The sequence below is a fragment of the Microbacterium sp. NPDC096154 genome, from assembly GCF_040302945.1.
Classification (GTDB): domain Bacteria; phylum Actinomycetota; class Actinomycetes; order Actinomycetales; family Microbacteriaceae; genus Microbacterium.
This window is the reverse complement of sequence record NZ_JBEOSM010000001.1, coordinates 350,565-366,024: the sequence shown is the minus strand read 5'-3', so window position 1 is coordinate 366,024 and position 15,460 is coordinate 350,565. Positions and strand designations below refer to the sequence as shown.

Here is a 15,460-nt window from a genome sequence, read left to right as displayed (position 1 = left end):
CGTCATAGCGCGCGGTCCCTTCCGTTGTGCGGGTCGTCGTCGTGCGCGCCATCCGGCGCGACGGATGGCGCATCCGAACTGGGTGCGGCGGGGTCCAGGTCGCCGTCGGCGACCGCCTCGTCGGCCTGGTCGTCCGCGGGGGGAGTGGTCAGCGGGGCGGCGTCATCCACCGTGGTCCTGCGGCGGATGCGGGGACGCCAGGACGGGCGCTCCGGCAGCGGCTGCGGCTCGGTGCGCGGCGGGTTCGCGCCGCGCACGCGCAGCGCGCCGGCGGCTCCCTCCAGCGTGACGGTCTCGAGCGACGGCAGGTCGAGACCCAGGCCGTGCACCGCGTCGCGCAGGCGCATACGCAGCTCGTGGGCGACGTCGTCCTTCGCGCTCGGCTTGGCGCGCAGCACGAGCCGGATGCTGAGGGTGTCGCCCGAGACGGACTCCAGGCCCCACACCTCGGGGGTGTCGATGATGCGCGAACGCCAGCGCGCGTCCTTCGCGAGCTCCTCGGCGGTGCCGAGCAGCGCGGCCTCGACCTCGGTGACGTCGACATCGGCGGGCAGGCCGACGTCGATCACGACGCGAGACCAGCCCTGGGAGAGGTTGCCGATGCGCGTGATCTCGCCGTTGCGCACGTACCAGAGCGTGCCGTTGACGTCGCGCACATGGGTGATCCGCACGCTCACGAACTCGACGACGCCCGTCGCCAGCCCCAGGTCGACCACGTCGCCGATGCCGACCTGATCCTCCGCGACGATCAGGATGCCGTTGAGCACGTCCTTGACGATGTTCTGGGCGCCGAAGCCCAGGCCGGCGCCGATGGCGGCGCTGATCAGCGCGAAGGAGCCGAGGATGCCCTCGTCGATCGCGCCGACGATCAGGATGATCGCCACGATCACGATCGCGACGTTGATGATGTTCGTCAGGATCGAGCCGAGCGTGCGCGTGCGCTGCACGAGCCGCACATTGGCGAGCGGCGAGCGTTCGAGCGCCCTGGTGTCGTCGACCTTCGCCTTGCTCTTGGCGCCGCGCACGATGCGGTCGACCACGCGGCGCACGAGGGAGCGCAGGATCCACGCGATGAGCGCGCAGATCACGATGATCGCGGCGATATGCAGCAGCTTCCAGCCGACCGCGATCAGCGCCTGAAGCGCCTGCTCCGAGAACGTGAGCACCTTCTCGGCCGTGTCGTCCGTATTCAGGGGAGTCATCCCCTCCAGGGTATGCCGGAGCCCCGGACGCGCGCTGTGCGCATCCGGGGCTCGCAGTGCTCGCTCAGATCGCGGCGATCACTCCGCGTCGCGCGACTGGGCGGCCAGGGCGCGCTCGACGCCCGCCAGGTTCTCGAGCACGATGCGGCGCAGAGCCGCCGGCGCGTCCGGGTGAGCCGACAGCCAGCCGCGGGTCGCGTCCAGCAGCTCCGCGTTCGCCAACGCAGCCGGGTAGAGCAGCTCGCACAGGTACTCGGCGATCTTGTACGTGCGCGACTCCCAGATGGGCAGCAGCATGTCGAAGTAGCGGCCGATGTAATCGCGCAGGAGGTGGCGCGACGCCGGGTGCACGAAGCCCATCGCCGCCATGCGCACGAGCGTGTTGGGCAGGGTGTCCTGCTCGACGAGCGACGCCCACGCCGCGGCCTTCGCCTCGGCGGTCGGGAGGGCCGCGCGCGCCTGTGCGGCGAACTCGCCGCCCTTGGCGGTGTTGTCGACGGCGAGCGCCTCGTCGATCGCCGTCGCATCGACCACACCGCCCGCCGCGAGCGACACGAGCAGCTGCCACGACAGGTCGGTGTCAATCGCCAGGCCGTCGAGCGCGAGCTCGCCGTCGCGGAGCCGGCGCACGGTGTCCCACTGCGCGGGCGTGGAAGCGGCGGATGCGAAGGCCATCGCGAACTGCAGCTGCGCGTCGCTGCCGGGCTCGGCCTGCTGGGCGAGGCGCCACAGGCCATCGGCGACATTGGCGCGCGTGGCTTCCCGGCGCTCCGGCGCGACGTACGCGTTGGCGGCGAGCTGCAGCTGCGCGAGGGTCGTGCGGATCGTGGTCGACTCGGTCTCTCGGCCGATGTTGCGCAGCACCAGGTCGACGTAGTCGCTCGCTGCCGACTCGGCATCGCGCGTCTGGTCCCAGGCGGCGCCCCAGACCAGCGAGCGCGCCAGGGGGTCGGAGATGTCGGCGAGGTGGTCGATCGCCGTGGCGAGCGAGCGGTCGTCGAGGCGGATCTTGGCGTACGCCAGGTCGTGGTCGTTCAGCAGAACCAGGTCGGGACGCCGCAGGCCCTTGAGCTGCGGCACCTCGGTGAGGTCGCCGTCCACGTCGAGCTCGACGTGGTGCGTGCACACGAGGGCGCCGTCCTTCAGGTCGTAGAACCCGATCCCCAGCCGGTGCGGGCGGATCGTGGGGTAGTCGGCGGGCGCCGTCTGCGTGATCGCGAAGCGCGAGATCGTGCCGTCGCCGGCCTCGTCGATCACCGGCGAGAGGGTGTTCACGCCCGCCGTCTCGAGCCACTTCTTCGACCAGCCCGACAGGTCGCGACCGCTCGTGCGCTCGAGCTCGACCAGCAGGTCGCTCAGCTCGGTGTTCGAGAACGCGTGCTTGCGGAAGTAGGCTCCGACGCCCGAGAAGAACGCGTCGATGCCGACCCACGCGGCCAGCTGCTTGAGCACCGAGCCGCCCTTGGCGTAGGTGATGCCGTCGAAGTTGACCTGCACGTCCTCGAGATCGTTGATCTCGGCGACCACGGGATGGGTCGAGGGCAGCTGGTCCTGCCGGTACGCCCAGGTCTTCTCCATGGCGTTGAACGTGGTCCAGGCCTCGGTCCACTCGGTGGCCTCGGCCGTGGCGATGGTCGAGGCCCATTCGGCGAACGACTCGTTCAGCCACAGGTCGTTCCACCACTTCATCGTCACGAGGTCGCCGAACCACATGTGGGCGAGCTCATGCAGGATGGTCACGACGCGACGCTCCTTGACGGCGTCGGTCACCTTGCTGCGGAAGACGTAGGTCTCGGTGAACGTCACCGCTCCGGCGTTCTCCATCGCGCCCGCGTTGAACTCGGGCACGAAGAGCTGGTCGTACTTCTCGAACGGGTACGGGTAGCCGAACTTCTCCTCGAAGTACGCGAACCCCTGGCGGGTCTTGTCGAAGATGTAGTCGGCGTCCATGTGCTGCCACAGGCTCCTGCGTGCGAACACCCCGAGCGGGATGACACGCCCCTCCGAGTTGGTCAGCTCCGAGCGGACCTCCTCGTACGGTCCCGCGATGAGCGCCGTGATGTACGACGAGATCCGCTGCGTCGGCGCGAAGCCCCACGTCGCGTTCTGGCCGTCGTCGTGCGCGATGGGCTCGGGCGTCGGGGCGTTCGACACGACCTTCCATCCCGCGGGAGCGGTGACGGTGAACTGGAACGTCGCCTTGAGGTCGGGCTGCTCGAAGACCGCGAACACGCGGCGCGAGTCGGGCACCTCGAACTGGGAGTAGAGGTACACCTCGCCGTCGACGGGGTCGACGAAGCGATGCAGGCCCTCGCCGGTGTTCGTGTACAGGCAGTCGGCGTCGACGACGAGCTCGTTCTCCTCCTGGAGGCCCTCGAGCTGGATGCGCGAGTCATGGAAGACGGCCGCGGGGTCGAGCTCCTGGCCGTTGAGCGTGATCTCGCGCACGTCTCGCGCGATCAGATCGATGAACGTGGCGGCACCGGGCGTCGCCGTGAAGCGCACCACGCTGCGCGAGCCGAACACCTCCGCGCCCTTCGTGAGGTCGAGCGAGACCTCGTACGAGCGGGTGTCGATGACGGCGCGGCGCTCGTGCGCTTCGATGCGGGTGAGGTTCTCTCCAGGCACTGCTGAGCTCCCGTGGGGGTGAGGATCGGGGGTGTGCCGGGCGGATGTGACGCCGGCGGCAACTGGATAAGACTACGTCGTCCGGGGCCCGCGCTCCCGGAAGCGCGTCATGCCGTGGCTCGACGTCGCCACCGCGCGGGCCGCGACTGGCGCATCCACTTCTACAGAGGTGCGAAAATGGATGCGTGAACGAGCAGCGCGACGAGACTCAGACCACCGGCGGCACCAGCACCTGCGAGGGACCCCTGTTCGCCTCCCCGGAGGCGTCGACGGGTGCACCCGTGATCGAGACCCCCGTGGCGTACGACGCGATCCTGCTGGCGAGCTTCGGCGGTCCGGAGGGGCAGGACGACGTCATCCCGTTCCTGCGCAACGTGACCCGGGGCCGCGGCATCCCCGATGAGCGCCTCGAGGAGGTCGCCACCCACTACCGGCACTTCGGTGGGGTGAGCCCCATCAACGCCCAGAACCGCGAGCTGAAGGCCGCTCTGGAGGCCGAGATCGCCCGGCGCGGTCTGAACCTGCCCGTGTACTGGGGCAATCGCAACTGGGCGCCGTTCCTGGACGAGGCCGTCACCGAGGCTGACGCGGCCGGGCATCGGAAGCTGCTGGCGATCGCGACCAGCGCGTACAGCTCCTTCTCGAGCTGCCGCCAGTACCGCGAGGACTTCGCCCGTGTACTGACCGAGACCGGCCTCGGTGAGCGCGTCAGCATCGACAAGGTGCGTCAGTTCTTCGACCACCCCGGGTTCGTCCAGCCCTTCATCGACGGAGTGGAGGCGGCGATCCGCGGCTACCTCGACGACGGGATCGACCCGGCGCGGATCGACATCCTGTTCTCGACGCACAGCGTGCCCCTGCAGGATGCGCAGCGCTCGGGTCCGCGGGACGTCGACTGGGGCGAGGGCGGCGCGTATGCGGCGCAGCACCTCGCCGTGGCGGACGCCGTGATGGCCGACATCGCCACGCGCCTTCCCGAGGCCGCGCAGGTGTCGTGGAAGCTCGTCTACCAGTCGCGCTCCGGCCCCGCGTCGCAGCCGTGGCTGGAGCCCGACATCAACGACGTCATCGCCGAGCTCCCGGACGCCGGGATCGAGGCCGTGGCCATCGTGCCGCTCGGCTTCGTCAGCGACCACATGGAGGTCATGTGGGACCTCGACAACGAGGCGATGGAGTCGGCGCGGGAGGCGGGGATCCGCGCGGTGCGCACGCCCACCCCGGGCGTGGACCCCCACTACGTGTCGGGCCTGGTCGATCTGATCGAGGAGCGGCTGCAGGGCACCCCGGCGTCCGAGCGCCCCCACCGCACGTCGCTGGGGCCCTGGTTCGACATCTGCCGCCCCGGCTGCTGCGAGAACGTCCGGGCCGGTTTCAAGCCGGCCGCCGCGGGCATCCTGCCCTGACCGGCGTCTCCCGACGGAAATAGGATCGTCATCATGCGCATCCACATCGCGACCGACCACGCCGGCCTCGAGTTCTCCACGCAGCTGCAGCATCACCTCGCAGAGCGCGGGCACGAGGTCGTCGACCACGGGCCCATCGAGTACGACCCGGTCGACGACTATCCCGCGTTCTGCATTCGCGCGGCTCAGGCGGTGGTGGCCGATCAGGCGGCCGGCGTCGAAGCGCTCGGAGTCGTGTTCGGCGGCTCGGGCAACGGCGAGCAGATCGCGGCGAACAAGGTCGCGGGGGTGCGCGCGGCGCTCGTGTGGAGCATCGCCACGGCCGAGCTGGCGCGCGAGCACAACGACGCCAACGTGATCGCGATCGGCGCCCGGCAGCACTCGTTCGACGACGTCGTGGGCTTCATCGACCGGTTCATCGAGACGCCGTTCTCGGGCGACGAGCGCCACGCCCGGCGCATCGCGCAGATCGCGGCCTACGAGGCCGACGGCTCGCTGCTGCCGGACCCGCGCGCCTGATGCCCGAGGGGCATTCCGTCCATCGCATCGCCAGGCAGTTCGCGCGCAACTTCGTCGGCAGGCCCGTGTCGGCCTCCAGCCCGCAGGGCCGGTTCGCGGCCGGCGCTGCGCAGCTCGACGGGCGCACTCCGCTGCGCGCGCAGGCGGTCGGCAAGCAGATGTTCCTCGAGTTCGAGGGCGACGCGTGGCTGCGCGTGCACCTCGGCCTCTATGGCGCATGGGACTTCGCGGGGGAGATCCTGGTCGACTCCACGATCGCCTCGGCGAACGGCCGGATGGGGCAGACCAACCAGCGCGGCACCGACCTGGCGACGCCGGATGACGCTCCCGTGTTCGACGACGCGGGCGAGAACTCGCTGACCTCGATCGGCGCGCCGCGGAAGACCCGGGTGCATGTGCGGATGTCCGAGCAGACGAAGGGGCTCGACGAGCCCGACGGTCTGGAGGCCGCCGATGCCGAGTGGCCGCCTCCGGTGGTGGGTCAGGTGCGGCTGCGGCTGATGACCGACGTGACGTGCGCCGATCTGCGGGGTCCGACAGCGTGCGTCGTCGAGACGCCCGAGCAGATCGCCGCCGTGATCGCGCGGCTCGGTCCCGACCCGCTGGTGGGGGATCCGGCCGAGAACGAGGAGCGGTTCGTCGCGTCCGTCCGTCGCAAGAACGTCGCGATCGGCCAGCTCCTGATGGATCAGTCGATCGTGAGCGGCATCGGCAACGTCTACCGCGCCGAGATGCTGTTCCGCGCGAACCTCGACCCGCACACGCCCGGCAAGGCGATCCCCGAGGAGATCGTGCGCGGGCTGTGGCGCGACTGGGTCGAGCTGCTGCGCGTCGGCGTGGAGACCGGCCAGATGATGACGATGGACGGGCTCGAGGGCGAGGCCTGGCGCAAGGCCATGGCGCATCGTGACGACCGTCACTGGGTCTACCACCGCGCGGGTCTGCCGTGCCGCGTCTGCGGCACGGAGATCGTGCTGGAGGAGATGCAGGCGCGCAAGCTGTACTGGTGCCCCAACTGCCAGCGATGAACGAGCGGATCGAGACCGGCGAGCTGGTGCTCACGCGCATCGTGCCGGAGGACCTCCCCGAGATCCACCGGCTCCATGCGGATCCCGCCGTCTGGCGGCATCTGCCCTCTGGCCGGCACACGACCCTCGAGCGCACGCGCGACATGATGGAGCACTACCTGGCCGACTGGCGCGAGGGGCTCGGCTACTGGACCCTTCGGGCGGGCAAGACGGGCGACTACGTCGGCATCGGGGGCTGCCGGGTGCGCGACGGCGTCGCGTGGAACATCTACTACCGGCTGGATCCCGCCTACCACGGCCGCGGATACGCCACGCAGGTCGCGCGGGCGGGAATGGCGCACGCCGCTCGCGTCCGGCCGGAGCTGCCGATCTCGGCGATCCTCCTGGAGCACAACCTCGCGTCGAAGGCCGTGGCCGAGCGGCTGCGGCTGCGCCTGGTCTGGCGCGGGGCGGACGAGGGCAACCCCGATGCGGCCGCCATCCGGCTCGTCTACGCCGACCGCGAGGTGACGCCCGCGCACCTGGCGGTCCTGCGATCCTGACGCCCGTACGATCGGATCCATGCGCCAGAACCCGAGCTTCGCGCTCACCGACGTCGCCGAGCTGCGCCGTCTCATCGACCTCAATCCGTGGGTCACGCTCGTGAGCGACACGGATGACGGACTCGTCGCCTCCCACTACGCGGTGCTGCTCGACGACGGCCGCGACGACCTGACCATCGTCGGCCACGTCGGGCGTCCGGATGACGCGATCCATGGTCTGGGGGAGCGGGAGCTGCTGGTGGTCGTGCAGGGGCCGCACGGCTACATCTCTCCCGGCTGGTACGGCGACGTGCCGTCGGTGCCCACCTGGAACTTCGTGTCCGCTCACCTTGCGGGTGTACCCGATATCCTCACGCCCGAGGAGAATCTCGCCGTGCTTGACCGGCTCGTCGCGCGTTTCGAGGCGCCGATGCCCGCACCCCGCATGATGTGGGAGCGGCCCAATGACGCGGCGTTCATCGAGAAGCTCGAGCGCGGCACGGTGGGGTTCCGCCTCACGCCCACCCGCGTCACGGCCAAGCGCAAGCTCAGCCAGAACCGGCCCGATGACGTCGTCGAGACGATCATCGCCGGGCTCTCGGGCGAGGGGCCGCACGCCAACGCCGCCCTCGCCGCCGAGATGCGCCGTTCGCAGGATGCCCGTGCGGCGGCACGGATCGCGATGGAGGATGCCCGATGACGCTGGAGCCCGGGGCGCGCGTCGACGTGATCGCGGACGCGCGGATCGCGGGCGAGGGCCGAGAGCTCATGCCGCTCGCGATGGTGGATGCGGCGGCGCTGTACGACGTGCACCTCGCCGACGGCCTCATCGTCGACATCGCTCCGGCGGGGGCGCTGCCGCGCCGTGGGACCGTGCTCGACGCGGGAGGCGCCTGGCTGATCCCGGGGCTGTGGGACCATCACGTGCACGTGCTGCAGTGGGCGCTGGGCGTCGAGCGCGTGTCGCTGCGCGACGCCGCGTCGGCCGCCGAGGCGGCGGCGCTGGCGGCCGGCGCGCCCGTACGGTCGGACGGCCGCCGTATCGCCGTGGAGATGCGCGACGCCCTTTGGCCGGAGCCGGCGTCGCTGGCGGCCATCGACGAGGCGACCGGCGACACCCCGACGTACGTGCTGAACCTCGACCTCCATTCGCTCTGGATGAACACGGCGGCGCTGCGCCGCGAGGGCGTCGAACCCGACGGCACGGGACTCGTCCGGGAGGAGGCCGCGTTCGCGATCACACGCGTGCTGAACGACGTGCCCGACGCCGACGGCGACGCGGCGGTCGCGCGAGCCGCGTCCGCCGCCGCGGCGCGCGGCCTCGTCGGCTACGTCGACCTCGACATGACCTGGAACGAGGATGCGTGGCACCGGCGCGTGGCGGCGGGCTTCGACGCGCTGCGTGTGGACTTCGGCATCTATCCGCAGCACCTCGACCGCGCGATCGCCCTCGGCCTCCGGTCTGGTGATCCTCTACGCGACGCCGAGACCGATCTGGTGCGCGTCGGACCGCTCAAGGTGATCACCGACGGATCCCTCGGCACGCGCACCGCCGCGTGCACGCACGGCTACGCAGACGACCCCCGCAACCTCGGGGTTCTCAACGTCTCGCCGGGCGACCTGACCGAGCTGATGACGTCGGCGACCGCGGCCGGCATCGGGTGCGCCATCCACGCCATCGGCGACCGTGCCAACACCCTCGCGCTCGACGCGTTCGCCGCGACGGGAGCGGTCGGGCGCATCGAGCACGCACAGCTCGTGCGCCACGCCGACCTGGCGCGGTTCGCGCGCCTGGGGGTGGGCGCGAGCGTGCAGCCCGAGCACGCGGTGGACGACCGAGAGCTGAGCGACGAGCTGTGGGGCGAGCAGACGGCGCTGCCCTACCCGCTGCGGTCGCTGCGAGACGCGGGAGCCAACCTGCTCTTCGGATCGGACGCCCCCGTCGCGCCCCTGGATCCGTGGATCACCATGGCGGCAGCCGTGTTCCGCACCCGCGACGGCCGCGAGCCGTGGCGTCCGGAGGAGCGGATCGACCCCGCCACCGCATTGGCGGCATCCACGGCCGGCGGCTCTCTGCACGGCGCCCGCGTCGAGCCGGGGGAGCTCGCCGACCTCGCGCTGGTCGCGATCGATCCGCTCACCGCGTCGGAGGCGGAGCTGCGCGGCATGGCGGTGCACGCGACGCTGCTCGCCGGGCGCCTCACCCATCTCGCCTGAGCACCTGGACACAGACGAAGGGCCCGGACCGACGGTTCGGTCCCTTCGTGCTCGGCTCAGGCCTGCACAGCCGCGAGCGCGCGGGTGCGGTGATCGACCCAGCGCACCGCCGAGTACAGCAGCTGCGTCGCGCCCTTCATGAAGGCGGCGCCATGGTGGAAGCAGGGATCGGGCGTCGTGACCAGGATCTCGCCGGCTGTCGACACGCGGTCGACGTAGGCGATGCAGCCGATGTCGACGCCGTCCTCCTCGACGGCGACCAGCGGCACCGCGCCGGCCGGCGGGGTGAGCGTGCCGTGGTGGTGCCAGATCAGAGAGCCCTCGCTGAAGAACTCCCATGCCGGGTCCTGGAGGTTGCGCGGGCGCATGCCGTGGTCCTCGCCTGTGCGCCACCACCAGAAGTTGGTGACTCCCGGCTCCCACACCACGTCCGGCATCCAGGTGTGCACCCAGTTCTCGCCGAACACCACGAGCACTCCACCTCGATGCGCGACCCTCAGGATGTCTTCGGCATGGCGGCGCAGCAAGCCACTGTGGATGCGGTCGGCGACGATGAGACCATCGACGTCATCGAGATCGCCCGGCTGCATGTCGGGAAGGTAGACCTCTCGGATGCGGTACGGAGCAAGCGCCGGATCGCGGAATGTCGTCAGCTGCGAGAACGTGCCGTTGTGCAGATAGGCGAGGACGGGAGCGGTCATTGGGCGTTCTCCGGGGTCATGCCGCCGGACAGCCAGCGGACGATGTTCTCGCCGAAAGCGGCGGTGGTGCGGCGCGGGTCGCGCATGGCGAGCAGGTCCAGTCCGCCGTGCACGAGCACGCGTCCCGCGCCGAGCGCGAACTCGTAGTCCACTACTGCGCCCAGTTCGCCCAGACCGTTGATCGGGGTGGCACCCTCGGGGAGCCGCACGTGGTACCCGCGGCCGTAGAAGCCGGCAACGCCGATACGCGCGAGCTCTGCGTGCGTGTGCTGTCCGGGCACACCTGTGCGGAAGAGCAGATCGCGTGGATCGACGCCCTGCCACACCGGATGCGCGGCGAGCTGTGTCACCGCCAGGTCGGCCGGCTGGCTGTACGCGAGCTTGCGCCACTTGGCCAGGCCCGTGACGAACGGCTCGACCACGTGGCCGTTGACGAGGATGCGCCCACCGCGTGCGACGAACGCGTCGAGCCGATCGCGGTGGCGCGACAGGAATACCTGGTCGCACTGGGTGGCCAGGTTGATCCCGGCAACCGTGTCCAGGTCGTGCGCGAACAGATCGTAGATGTCGACGATCTCAAGGCCCGCGGGCAGCGGGACGGGGCTCATCCCCGTGCCACCGCGACTGGGGTCGACGATCACGTGCAGCAGTCGGCCGGGGGACGGGGCGGGTGGCGGGGCGGGTTCCAGGGTCTGAGTGTCGCTCATGTCAGGCGTCTCCGTTCGTGACGGGCGCCGCGGCCGAGCCGGGCGCGATGCGCGGAGCGCGGGAGCGCACTCCGTAGTGGGGTACGACGAGCCGGTGCTCCCGGCCGTCGAGTGTGATGTCGGGCGTCGAGATCGGCAGCGCGTACAGCTCGCTGAGCGTGCTGCCGACCAGCAGGTCGTGTGTGTCGCCGGTGCGGACGTCCTCCGGGCCGACGACGAGCATCGTGCGCGCCGCGATGCGTAACGCGTGGTCGGCGTGGTGGGTGGTCATGACGACGGCCATGCCTTCGTCGGCGAGCGCTTCCAGCACGGTGAGCACGCGCGCCTGGTTGCGCAGGTCGAGTGCCGAGGCGGGTTCGTCGAGCACCAGGATGTCGCAGCCCGAAGCGAGGGCGCGTGCGATCAGCACGAGCTGCCGCTCGCCGCCCGACAGTGCACGGAACTCGCGGTGCGCGAGGTGCGCGATGCCGACGCGCTCGAGCGCGGCCGCGGCGGCGTCCCTGTCGTGAGACGACGGGGTCGCGAAGGCGCGCACGAATCGGCTGCGCCCCATCAGCACCATGTCGAACACGGGGAACGCCGACGCGGTCGCGAGCGTCTGGGGCACATAGCCCACGCCCCCGCCGTGCTCCACCGCCCCCTCGCTCGGCGCCACGAGGCCGGCGAGCACCTTGATCATGGTGGTCTTGCCGCGCCCGTTCGGTCCGAGCACGGCGAGCACTTCGCCTGCGCGCACGTCGACGGATACGTCGCGGACGATCCATCGCGCACGGTCATAGCGGTACGAGATCCCGCGCGCCTCGATCATCGGCGTCCCCTTGGACGACCCTTGCATTCCGCTGCTGGCCGCTCGGGCCGCGATGGTCAGCACGTCAGTCACCGATCCACACCTTCTTCCGGAATCGGGCGAGCAGGATCACGAAGAACGGCGCACCGATCACGGCCGTCAGGATGCCGACGGGCAGCTCCGTATCGGCGATCGTCCGGGACAGTGTGTCGATGAGCGTGAGATACCCGCCGCCGACCAGGAACGACGCGGGCAGGAGCACGCGGCTGTCGCTGCCGACGAGGAGGCGCGCGATGTGGGGCACGATCAGGCCGACCCAGCCGATGACGCCCGACACCGCGACCGACCCGGCGGTCACGAGGGCCACCGCGACGAGCAGCACGCTGCGGGTCGCGCTCGGCGAGACGCCGAGCGCGCGGGCGTCCTCGTCGCCGAGTGAGAGCACGTTGAGACGCCAGCGCAGGGCGAAGATCAGGACGCCGCCGATCGCCAGGGGGATCAGCACGGTCACCGCCTTCGCGTACGAGGCGCCCGCGAGCGACCCCATGAGCCAGAACGTGATGGTGGGCAAGGTCGTGTAGGGATCGGCGATGTACGCGACGAACGAAACCAGCGCGCTGAAGAACGCGCTGACCACCACACCGCCGAGCACGATCATGAGCAGCGGCGAGGTGGAGCCCATCCGGCCGATCGAGAGCACCAGCGCCAGTGCGACGATGCCGCACACGAACGCGCCGCCGACCACGTGCACGGTGCCGAGCCCGAACAGGATGGCCAGCACGCCGCCGAAGGATGCACCCGTGGAGACGCCGATGAACTGCGGGCTCACGAGGGGGTTGCGGAACACCGCCTGCAGCACGGCGCCCGACACGGCCAGGCCGGCGCCGACGAGGAACGACAGCAGCACGCGCGGCAGGCGCACGTCGAGGACGACGCTCTGCTCCCGGTCGTACCAGGTGCGTTCGATCGGGAGGATCTGCCCGGCCAGCAGCCGCACGACCTCCTCAGGCGGCACGAAGTACTTCCCGGCCGCGGTGGCCACGATGACGACGAAGAGCGCCGCGACAGTGATGGCCGGCAGCGCGACCCACCGGGCGCGACGCGTGGAGTCATGGTGGCGGGCCGGTCGGACGGCCGGCGTCGGCGATGCTGACGGCGCCTCGAGCGCGTCGGCGTCAGCCGGCGAAGGCATCCGCATAGCCGGCCCCGGCCGCGTTCTGGTCGAGCTTCAGGATCCGGTCGATCTCGGTGTCGCTGAGCTGGTGGTCGTACAGGAAGGCGTAGTGCTCCTTCATGGCGGTGCGCACGTCGAAGGCCTGGTCATCGGGGCGCAGCACCTCAGCGGCCCACTGGAACATCAGGTTCGACTCGGCGGAGGGCGGGTCCCACCAGAAGCCGCCCGACGGCACGGCGTACACCCGCTTGTTCTTGACGGCCTCCACACCCGCCAGTGCCTGGTCGGCGTACACCTGCTCGACCGTGAGCGGCGTCATGCCCGACACGAAGATCACCTCGGGGTTCCATGCGAGGATCTGCTCCGGGCTCACGGTGGTGGCCTGCGAGTACTCGACGTCGGGTGCCACGTTCGTGGCGCCACCGGCGGTCATCCACGTGCTCATGTAGGCCTCGGTCGAGTTCATGCCCGCGTTGTAGGCCCCTGTGCCGTCGCCGCGGAGGAACATCGCGCGGGGCGAGTCGCCTTGCTCCGCCGCGTACGCCTCGACCTCATCGATCGAGGAGTGCATGATGTCGATCAGCTCGGCCGCGCGATCCTCCTGCTGCAGCATCGTGCCGAACATGTCGATCCACGTCTCCAGGTCGGCTTGGGTCCCGTACCTCAAGCCCACGACCGGGATGCCGGCGTCCTCGATCGGTGTGATGAACGTCGCGTCGTCGTCGCGGTCGCCCCACTGGACCACGACATCCGGGTCCAGCGCGAGGATCTTCTCGACGTTCGGGACGAAGTCGGGGCCCGCGATAACGGTGTTCTGGAGCGACTGCGGGAACATCGTCGCGAACGCCGATCCCTTGTCGCGACCGATCGTGGCCTGGTTCACACCCACGATCCGGTCGTAGCTCTGGTCGATCGCCGTGATCATCGACGGAGCGGGGATGACGGTGGTGGCGACGCGTGTGATGGGCTCGTCGAACGTGTGCTCGACCCCGCGCTGGTCCGTGAACACGATCGGCTCGAAACCGTCGTCGCCCGGGGTGGGATGGGGGTCATCCGCGCCGGTCCGGCTCGAACAGCCGGTCAGGAGCAACGCGGCCGTGAGGGACGCGGCGGTCGCACGCGCGGCACGGCGCGTGAATCGGGCTGGGGCATGGGCGTCCTCTCGTGCGAGCGGCGTATGAGCGCCGTGCGCTGGCGGGGTCTGGTGCATCCGGGATATCGGTTGCGGTGAGCCTAGCCTAAGTTAGGGGCGCCTTAGTAGTGGTGGTGCGCGGAGTGTCTCGACGTCGAAACATGTCCCGATGCGCGCGAAGGCCCCGGACGTGGTCCGGGGCCTTCGCGGGTATGGCCGGTCATCCGGCCGTTGGTCACTCGGCGATGTGCGCGACGAGGAACCAGCGGTCCTTCTCGAGACCGCCCTTGATGCCGATGGCGACATCCTGGCTCGTCAGGTCGATCTCGTCGAGTCCCTCGATCGCGGCATCGAGGTCGGCGATCACCTTGTCGATGTCGGCGACGATCGCGCGGATCGTGTCGGCCGACTGCGAGAACCCGGCGGCGACGGTCGTCCCCGCGGCCTTCTGGGCGACGGTCTCGAGGCGCGCGTCGATGGGCAGGCCCAGGGCGACGATGCGCTCTGCGGCCTCGTCGGCCCAGGCGCCGGTGTGCTCGACCAGTGTGTCGAGGAACTCGTGCACGCCGATGAAGTTGGCGCCGCGGACGTTCCAGTGCGCCTGCTTGCCGTTGACGGTGAGCGCCTGCAGGCCCAGAGCGACAGGGGAGAGGAACTGGGCCGCGGCGGCGGCGACGGTCGGGTCGGCTGCGGTGGTCGAGATGGTCTGGTTCTTGCTCATGACGTTCCCTCCGAAGGTCGATGGCATGACTGCCTTCTGTACCCACAACGCTACTCACCGCGGCGCATTCCGCAAGCAAGACAAGGCTGGGCTAAATATGCCCTCATCTGGGGAAAGTGAGGCTATCCAAAGTCTCCGGGCGCGCGGGGGCTTGACAGCGCCTAGAGTCGGCGTCATGTCCGTGTCGCCGCATGCCTCGATCCTGCCTCTCGACGACGACGTCCCCGCCGTGCACCCTGACGCGTTCGTCGCGGACGGCGCCCGGATCATCGGCTCCGTCCGGATCGGCGAGCGTGCGAGCGTCTGGTACAACGCCGTGGTCCGTGGGGACGTCGAGGCGATCTCGATCGGCGCCAACAGCAACATCCAGGACAACGTGTCGGTGCACGTCGACGCGGCGCACCCCGTGGAGATCGGCGAGTTCGTCTCGGTCGGGCACAACGCCGTGGTGCATGGCTGCGTGATCGGCGACGGGGCGCTCATCGGCATGGGGAGCGTGGTGCTGTCGGGCGCGGTCATCGGAGCCGGTTCGCTCGTCGCCGCCGGAGCAGTCGTTCTCGAGGGCACGGCGATCCCGTCGCGATCTCTGGTGGCGGGGGTGCCGGCCAAGGTGCGGCGGGAGCTCTCGGACGAGGAGGTCGCGGGGCTGCGCCGCAATGCCGAGCGTTACCTCTCGAATGGGGAGCGCCACGCTGCGGCGCTTGCGGGAGGGTGATCCGG

Annotated in this window: 15 protein-coding genes; 7 read left to right on the top strand and 8 right to left on the bottom strand. The window is 70.4% G+C overall.

Translation table 11 applies throughout. The features are described from left to right. Positions 1-2 precede the first annotated feature (2 nt). Entirely contained in the window at positions 3-1,202 is a 1,200-nt protein-coding gene (locus tag ABTW64_RS01740) for a mechanosensitive ion channel family protein (protein WP_350618536.1), read from the bottom strand. A gap of 78 nt (positions 1,203-1,280) precedes the next feature. After that, positions 1,281-3,830, bottom strand: a complete 2,550-nt coding sequence (pepN, locus tag ABTW64_RS01735; RefSeq protein ID WP_350618534.1) for an aminopeptidase N — start codon at positions 3,828-3,830, stop codon at positions 1,281-1,283. A 185-nt stretch (positions 3,831-4,015) separates the two neighbouring features. Between pepN and ABTW64_RS01730 the strand changes: the two genes are divergently transcribed. Genes ABTW64_RS01730 through ABTW64_RS01705 form a run of 6 tightly spaced genes read left to right on the top strand, consistent with a single transcriptional unit; the run spans position 4,016 to position 9,518 of the window. Next, positions 4,016-5,233: a ferrochelatase gene (locus ABTW64_RS01730; RefSeq protein ID WP_502892283.1), complete on the top strand. Its 1,218-nt coding sequence runs from the start codon at positions 4,016-4,018 to the stop codon at positions 5,231-5,233. A 33-nt stretch (positions 5,234-5,266) separates the two neighbouring features. Then, a complete protein-coding gene (locus ABTW64_RS01725; RefSeq protein WP_350618532.1) occupies positions 5,267-5,752 on the top strand; it encodes a ribose-5-phosphate isomerase in 486 nt (161 codons plus the stop codon). Beyond that, complete coding sequence (locus tag ABTW64_RS01720) at positions 5,752-6,780, top strand: Fpg/Nei family DNA glycosylase (protein WP_350618530.1); 1,029 nt, start codon at positions 5,752-5,754, stop codon at positions 6,778-6,780. Before ABTW64_RS01725 ends, ABTW64_RS01720 begins: the two co-directional genes overlap by 1 nt. Beyond that, positions 6,759-7,322 carry a GNAT family N-acetyltransferase gene (locus tag ABTW64_RS01715; RefSeq protein ID WP_350618528.1) on the top strand — a complete coding sequence of 188 codons (564 nt, stop codon included), beginning with the start codon at positions 6,759-6,761 and terminating at the stop codon, positions 7,320-7,322. Before ABTW64_RS01720 ends, ABTW64_RS01715 begins: the two co-directional genes overlap by 22 nt. A 19-nt stretch (positions 7,323-7,341) precedes the next feature. Then, the gene (locus tag ABTW64_RS01710) at positions 7,342-8,001 is read left to right on the top strand and encodes an FMN-binding negative transcriptional regulator (protein WP_350618526.1); all 660 of its coding nucleotides are present in this window, start codon (positions 7,342-7,344) and stop codon (positions 7,999-8,001) included. After that, positions 7,998-9,518, top strand: a complete 1,521-nt coding sequence (locus ABTW64_RS01705; RefSeq protein ID WP_350618524.1) for an amidohydrolase — start codon at positions 7,998-8,000, stop codon at positions 9,516-9,518. The genes ABTW64_RS01710 and ABTW64_RS01705 overlap by 4 nt, the downstream gene beginning before the upstream one ends. A 56-nt stretch (positions 9,519-9,574) precedes the next feature. On the opposite strand, the gene ABTW64_RS01700 is transcribed toward ABTW64_RS01705, so the two are convergent. The 6 genes from ABTW64_RS01700 to ABTW64_RS01675 form a co-directional block, all read right to left on the bottom strand. Next, positions 9,575-10,219 carry a hypothetical protein gene (locus ABTW64_RS01700; protein ID WP_350618522.1) on the bottom strand — a complete coding sequence of 215 codons (645 nt, stop codon included), beginning with the start codon at positions 10,217-10,219 and terminating at the stop codon, positions 9,575-9,577. Further along, a complete protein-coding gene (locus ABTW64_RS01695) occupies positions 10,216-10,926 on the bottom strand; it encodes a hypothetical protein (RefSeq protein ID WP_350618520.1) in 711 nt (236 codons plus the stop codon). Before ABTW64_RS01695 ends, ABTW64_RS01700 begins: the two co-directional genes overlap by 4 nt. A 1-nt stretch (position 10,927) precedes the next feature. Beyond that, positions 10,928-11,806, bottom strand: a complete 879-nt coding sequence (locus ABTW64_RS01690; RefSeq protein WP_350618518.1) for an ABC transporter ATP-binding protein — start codon at positions 11,804-11,806, stop codon at positions 10,928-10,930. Next, complete coding sequence (locus ABTW64_RS01685; protein ID WP_350618516.1) at positions 11,799-12,905, bottom strand: FecCD family ABC transporter permease; 1,107 nt, start codon at positions 12,903-12,905, stop codon at positions 11,799-11,801. The genes ABTW64_RS01690 and ABTW64_RS01685 overlap by 8 nt, the downstream gene beginning before the upstream one ends. Beyond that, complete coding sequence (locus tag ABTW64_RS01680; RefSeq protein WP_350618514.1) at positions 12,889-13,896, bottom strand: ABC transporter substrate-binding protein; 1,008 nt, start codon at positions 13,894-13,896, stop codon at positions 12,889-12,891. The genes ABTW64_RS01685 and ABTW64_RS01680 overlap by 17 nt, the downstream gene beginning before the upstream one ends. A gap of 358 nt (positions 13,897-14,254) precedes the next feature. Continuing rightward, entirely contained in the window at positions 14,255-14,740 is a 486-nt protein-coding gene (locus ABTW64_RS01675) for a Dps family protein (RefSeq protein WP_350618512.1), read from the bottom strand. A gap of 175 nt (positions 14,741-14,915) precedes the next feature. Between ABTW64_RS01675 and ABTW64_RS01670 the strand changes: the two genes are divergently transcribed. Beyond that, entirely contained in the window at positions 14,916-15,455 is a 540-nt protein-coding gene (locus ABTW64_RS01670; RefSeq protein WP_350618510.1) for a gamma carbonic anhydrase family protein, read from the top strand. The last annotated feature ends 5 nt before the right edge of the window (positions 15,456-15,460 follow it).

What these genes read in the sequence shown, in the direction of transcription:
- ABTW64_RS01740 (WP_350618536.1), bottom strand. Translation starts at nt 1,202, where the DNA reads ATGACTCCCCTGAATACGGACGACACGGCCGAGAAGGTGCTCACGTTC.
- ABTW64_RS01725 (WP_350618532.1), top strand. Translation starts at nt 5,267, where the DNA reads ATGCGCATCCACATCGCGACCGACCACGCCGGCCTCGAGTTCTCCACG.
- ABTW64_RS01720 (WP_350618530.1), top strand. Translation starts at nt 5,752, where the DNA reads ATGCCCGAGGGGCATTCCGTCCATCGCATCGCCAGGCAGTTCGCGCGC.
- ABTW64_RS01710 (WP_350618526.1), top strand. Translation starts at nt 7,342, where the DNA reads ATGCGCCAGAACCCGAGCTTCGCGCTCACCGACGTCGCCGAGCTGCGC.
- ABTW64_RS01705 (WP_350618524.1), top strand. Translation starts at nt 7,998, where the DNA reads ATGACGCTGGAGCCCGGGGCGCGCGTCGACGTGATCGCGGACGCGCGG.
- ABTW64_RS01700 (WP_350618522.1), bottom strand. Translation starts at nt 10,219, where the DNA reads ATGACCGCTCCCGTCCTCGCCTATCTGCACAACGGCACGTTCTCGCAG.
- ABTW64_RS01695 (WP_350618520.1), bottom strand. Translation starts at nt 10,926, where the DNA reads ATGAGCGACACTCAGACCCTGGAACCCGCCCCGCCACCCGCCCCGTCC.
- ABTW64_RS01685 (WP_350618516.1), bottom strand. Translation starts at nt 12,905, where the DNA reads ATGCCTTCGCCGGCTGACGCCGACGCGCTCGAGGCGCCGTCAGCATCG.
- ABTW64_RS01675 (WP_350618512.1), bottom strand. Translation starts at nt 14,740, where the DNA reads ATGAGCAAGAACCAGACCATCTCGACCACCGCAGCCGACCCGACCGTC.
- ABTW64_RS01670 (WP_350618510.1), top strand. Translation starts at nt 14,916, where the DNA reads ATGTCCGTGTCGCCGCATGCCTCGATCCTGCCTCTCGACGACGACGTC.